We start from the raw sequence: 4274 nt of genomic DNA, 5'->3' as shown, positions 1-4274 counted from the left end.
ATGATGACGTCACACCTGCTCTCCTGGATCACGTTCTTCCCGCTCATCGGGATGGTGGTCGTGCTCTTCCTTCCACGGGACCGACACAACTGGATCCGCTGGACTTCAGCCGCCGCCTCCGCGGTGCCGCTGGCGCTCTCGATCTGGCTCTTCGGCAACTTCGACAAGGCGACCACCGCGCTCCAGTTCGTGGAGCGGGTCGACTGGATCCCGAGGTTCAACATCGAGTACTTCGTGGCGGTGGACGGGATCAGCGCGCCGATGATCATCCTGACGGCGCTTCTCTCGTTCATCTGCATGTTCGCCTCCTGGGGCATCAATCGGATGGTGAAGGGCTACTACGCCCTCTTCCTCCTGCTCGAGACAGGGATGCTCGGCGTCTTCTGCGCGCTCGATTTCTTCCTCTTCTTCGTCTTCTGGGAGGTGATGCTCCTGCCGATGTACTTCCTGATCGGAATCTGGGGCGGGCCGAGGCGGGAGTACGCCGCGATCAAGTTCTTCCTCTACACCCTGATCGGCAGCGTCCTGATGCTGCTCTGCATGCTGGCCCTCTACCTGCACCAGGATCCGCACACCTTCGACATGACGCGGCTCTGGGCCGATACGAGCCTCTACGGGCGTTCCTTCCAGCTGATCGTCTTCGCCGGGCTCTTCATCGCCTTCGCGATCAAGATCCCGGTCTTCCCGTTCCATACTTGGCTTCCTGACGCCCACGTCGAGGCCCCCACGGCGATCTCGGTGATCCTCGCCGGAGTGCTTCTCAAGATGGGCACCTACGGAATCTTCAGGGTGAGCTACCCGATCCTGCCCATGGCGACGCAGTACTTCGCCGTGCCGATGGCGGTCCTGGGGGTGATCAACATCATCTATGGGGCGCTCTGCGCGATGGCGCAGAAGGACCTGAAGAAGCTCGTGGCCTACTCCTCGATCAGCCACATGGGATACTGCCTGCTGGGCATGGCCGCCTTCACGACGGCCGGGATGACGGGCTCGCTGTTCCAGATGTTCAACCACGGCACGACGACGGCCATGCTCTTCCTCTTGGTCGGCGTGATCTACGATCGGGCGCATCACAGGGACATCGAAGGCTTCGGCGGCCTCGCGCACCAGATGCCGGTCTACACGGCGATCGTGATGATCGCCTTCTTCGCCTCCCTGGGCCTGCCCGGGATGTCGAGCTTCATCAGCGAGGCCCTGGTCTTGCTCGGGGCCTTCCCCGTCTTCAAGACCCTGACGATCATCGCGGTGATCGGGATCGTCATCACGGCGGCCTACTGGCTCTGGACCCTCCAGAGGATGTTCCTCGGGACGCTGAACGAGAAGTACAAGACGCTGCAGGACATGAACGGCCGCGAGCTGTTCACCCTGATTCCTCTCGCGGCCATCGTGATCTTCCTGGGAATCTTCCCCATGCCCGTGCTGGACCTGATGAACCGCTCCCTCGGCTGGGTCATCGCGATGGTTCAGAGGTCGTAGGGGGACCGGGCGATGACCGACTGGATCGGCTCCTACCGCGTCCTCGACACCGTCGCCAGCGTGCGATGGTTCGTGCCCGAGATCGTCCTCTTCGTCGCCTTCACTCTCGCGATCCTTGCGGATCTGTCGACGGACCGGCCGGGGTCGCTGCGCGCGGCCTGGACCGTCCTCCTGGGGCTCCTGGCTGCCCTGGTGGCGACGATCTCCTCCATGGGGGGATCTCTCCCGGGCGACGCGAAGGGTCTGCTCCTCTTCCGCGGCGCGGCAGCCTTCGACCCGCTCGGGAGCTACTTCAAGCTCCTGTTCCTCGTCGCGACGATCTTCGTCGTCGTGCTCGCGATGCGTTCGCGCGACTTCGGCCGCCGCAGGATGGGGGAGTTCTACGCGCTGCTCCTGGCGGTGGCTGCGGGCCTCTTCCTGATGGCGGGCAGCGCCCATCTCCTGATGCTCTACCTGTCGCTCGAGTTCGTCAGTTACCTCTCCTATGTGCTGGTCGGCTACGTCAAGGAGGACCGGCGCGCGAGCGAGGCGAGCCTGAAGTATGTCCTCTACGGATCGGTATCGTCGGGAGCCATGATCTTCGGCCTGTCGATCCTCTACGGCCTGACCGGCGAGATGAACCTCCTCAAGGTGGGCCAGGTCCTCGCCACCCGCGCCGGGGCCGAGCCTGCGATCCTGGTGTCGAGCTTCCTCGTGCTCGCCGGAATCGGCTACAAGATCGCCGCCGTCCCGTTCCACTTCTGGTGCCCCGACGTCTATGAGGGGGCGGCGACTCCGGTCACCGCGTTCCTGTCGGTCGCGCCCAAGGCCGCCGGATTCGCCATGCTCTGCCGGTTCACCTACCATGTCTTCGGCGTCAACATGAGCCCCGTCCTGGGAGCGGTCGACTGGCCGATGGTGCTGGCGGTCGTCTCGGCGCTCACGATGACCTTGGGGAACGTGATCGCCATCCAGCAGTCGAACATCAAGCGGATGCTCGCCTACTCGTCGATCGCGCACGCCGGATACCTCCTGATGGGGCTGGCCAGCGTCGATCGCCTGAGCGGGACCACGAGCGAGCGGGGGTTCTTCGGCGTGCTCTTCTACCTGGCCGTCTACCTGTTCATGAACCTCGGGGCCTTCGCCGTCGTCCTCGCCCTCCGGGAGAAGGTGGCGGACGAGGAGCGGATCGAGAACTACAGGGGGCTCGGCCGGCGCGCTCCGCTGCTCGCCGTGACGATGGCGATCTTCCTCTTCTCCCTGACCGGCATCCCTCCGTTCGCCGGGTTCGTGGGGAAGTTCTTCCTCTTCGCCGCCGTGATCGACTCCGGGCTCTACTGGCTCGCGATCGTCGGGATCCTGAACAGCGTCTTCGCCCTCTACTACTATGCCAGGGTCTTGAAGGCGATGTATCTCGAGGGATCGACAGATCCCGCATCGATGCCTTCCATCTCGATCTCGCGGTCGCATTCGGTCCTGCTCGTCCTGCTCGCCGGGCCGACGCTCCTCCTGGGGATCTTCTGGGGGCCGCTGGCGAGCCTCGTTAGCGACTCGGTCTCCTACCTCTTCTGAGCGGGGCGCGGCCGGGATCGAGAGGTCTCCCGGCCCCGGCCGTCCCGGCGCGCGCTCCGCACAGCCGCTCTTCCTCGTCGTGTAAGCCCTCCTCCCCTCGGCAAACAGGGGGAGTGGAGGAAGGCCGCCGGCCGGGGAGAGGGTCTCCGCCGCGGCGGCCTCCCGGGAATGGCAAGGCCCGAGCGCGGCGTTGGCGGATGCCACATCCGAGGTCTATAATTGTCAACGCCGAGGGCTCGTGAAGGAAGGAGGGCTGCCATGGCTAGCTCGTTCCGTTCCTCGATGATCGTGATCGCCGCGGCCATCATGGGGTGTCTTAGCGCTCAGTCCGCCGCCCGTGGCGAAGCGGCTGTGCCGCCCGCCGGCCGCTACGCGTGCGAGGAAGACCAGATCGAAGTGATCTTCGTCAAGGAGTCGCGCGTGAGGCTTGAGGGCAGGGGGCTCAAGGACCTCTCCGGAGCGGACGCCGTTTCGGGCGTCGATGCGGTTCTCTCTCGCGCCGCATGGCGCGAGTGGTCCCGGATCTGCTCGGTTCCCGTCGAGACGATCGACGAGCTCACCGCCCAGGGCGAGGCCAACACCGGGAAGAAGCTCCAGAGTCCGAACAACATGTACAGGGTGCGCATCGGCACCGGGGCCGATGTCTGGGACCTGTGCGCGTCGCTCGAGGCGCTGCCCGGGGTCCAGGTCGCGAGGCCCGTCCCCAGACCGATGGCTCTGCCGACCCCGCCTGACTATGGGCCGCAGCAGGGCTACCTGCGGCCTGCCGCCGCCGTCCCCGCCGGCATCGACGCCGACTACGCGTGGACACGGCCCGGAGGAGACGGGAGCGGCATCGGCGTGTGCGACCTGGAATACAGCTGGAACTGGTTCCACTACGAGAATCGGGCGAGCAGCGAGATCCACATCTACTTTCAGGATCCGCAGAACGACCCGAATCACGGGACGGCCGTCCTCGGCGTCATGCAGTCGCACGACAACGGCTGGGGAACGAAGGGCATCTGCCACGGGGCCTCCTTCTTCACCTGCGCCACCTACTACAAGACCCTCCCCAGCGATCCCTATTCGTGGAACGTCCCCGGGGCCATCGTCGACGCCGCTTCTTCGGGGTGGTTCCCCGCCGGCAGCGTCCTTCTGATCGAGCATCAATGGAATCTCCCCGGACGCGGCTTCGTGCCGATCGAGTGGTGGACCGACAGCACCCCGAATCAGACGGAGAACGGGGTCTACAGCAGCATCCAGTGGGT

Annotated in this window: 3 protein-coding genes; all 3 read left to right on the top strand. The window is 65.2% G+C overall.

The features are described 5' to 3' along the window. Nucleotides 1-1476 (top strand): NADH-quinone oxidoreductase subunit M, encoded by a 1476-nt coding sequence (locus FJY88_12305; protein MBM3288117.1) that lies wholly within the window; start codon nt 1-3, stop codon nt 1474-1476. Nucleotides 1477-1488: 12 nt separating this feature from the next. After that, nucleotides 1489-3027 carry an NADH-quinone oxidoreductase subunit N gene (locus FJY88_12300; GenBank protein MBM3288116.1) on the top strand — a complete coding sequence of 513 codons (1539 nt, stop codon included), beginning with the start codon at nt 1489-1491 and terminating at the stop codon, nt 3025-3027. 258 nt (nt 3028-3285) lie between these two features. After that, on the top strand, nt 3286-4274 hold a 989-nt coding region (locus FJY88_12295; GenBank protein ID MBM3288115.1), incomplete at its 3' end, for a hypothetical protein.

This window comes from Candidatus Eisenbacteria bacterium (assembly GCA_016867495.1).
GTDB lineage: Bacteria > Eisenbacteria > RBG-16-71-46 > CAIMUX01 > VGJL01 > VGJL01.
This window is presented reverse-complemented; position numbering and strand designations above follow the sequence as displayed.

Bases quoted from the DNA above. Each gene is read 5' to 3' on its own strand.
- FJY88_12305 (MBM3288117.1), top strand. From the start codon at position 1: ATGATGACGTCACACCTGCTCTCCTGGATCACGTTCTTCCCGCTCATC.
- FJY88_12300 (MBM3288116.1), top strand. From the start codon at position 1,489: ATGACCGACTGGATCGGCTCCTACCGCGTCCTCGACACCGTCGCCAGC.